Origin of the sequence: Calditerrivibrio sp., assembly GCF_049968475.1 — a bacterium.
Classification (GTDB): Bacteria; Chrysiogenota; Deferribacteres; order Deferribacterales; family Calditerrivibrionaceae; genus Calditerrivibrio; species Calditerrivibrio nitroreducens_A.
The window spans coordinates 1-985 of record NZ_JBMFQS010000025.1; the positions used below are offsets into that span (position 1 = coordinate 1).

Sequence of the window (985 nt, forward strand, 5' to 3'; positions counted from 1 at the left end):
CCTTCTTTGCCTGTAATGCCTTGTACTATTACCCTGCTTGTTTTATATACAGCTATAGCCATATTTATTTCTCCTTCTTATTGGTTTCTTTTGTTGTTTGGTTTTCTTCTTTTTTTGGTTTTGTTATTTGAGTTATCATATGAGCAGCTTCTTTTATGTCCTGGGCTACAGAAAATGCAAGGCCACTGTTTTTTAGCATTTCCATACCTTCTTCTTTATTCATACCGGTAAGCCTTACTACGATTGGAACTTTTACTTCTACTGTCTTTAGGGCTTGCAATATACCATTTGCCACTTTATCGCATCGCACAATACCGCCAAATATATTTATGAATATAGCTTTTACTTTTGGGTCTCTGGTTATTATCTCAAAGCCTTTTGCTATGGTATCTGGAGTAGCTTCACCACCTACATCAAGAAAGTTTGCCGGGTTTCCACCTGCAAACTTGATAACATCCATTGTAGCCATAGCAAGACCTGCACCATTTACCATACAGCCTATATCACCATCAAGCTTGATAAAATTTAAACCAGCAAAACGTGCTTCAAGCTCATCTGGGTCATATTCAGTTAAATCTCTCATCTTTGCTATTTCTTTTCTTCTAAATATTGCATTGTCATCTATTTCTATCTTTGCATCAAGGGCTACCAAGTGGTTTGTATCTGTTACTACAAGCGGGTTCATCTCTAAAAGCGAGCAGTCTTTATCCATAAACAGTTTGTACAGGTTACTTACGATTCTTGATATTTCTTTTTCCTGTTCAACAAGGTCAAGATCGTACTTTAATCTTCTTATCTGGTATGGCAAAAAGCCTACCGCTGGATCTATCGGTATTTTTATGATGTCTTCCGGGTAGAGCTCACTTACCTCTTCTATACTCATACCACCCCTTTTTGAAGCAATAACCACTGGTTTTCCTATGGTTCTATCTATAGTAATAGAAAAGTAAAGCTCCCTTTTAATGCTTGATACTTTTTCTACAAG

Annotated in this window: 1 protein-coding gene; it reads right to left on the bottom strand. The window is 36.9% G+C overall.

Features of this window, described 5'->3' with window-relative positions; translation table 11 throughout:
* Positions 1-64 precede the first annotated feature (64 nt).
* A partial coding sequence (gene sucC / locus ACP5Q2_RS09845; RefSeq protein ID WP_428099613.1) for an ADP-forming succinate--CoA ligase subunit beta occupies positions 65-985 on the bottom strand: 921 nt, incomplete at its 5' end.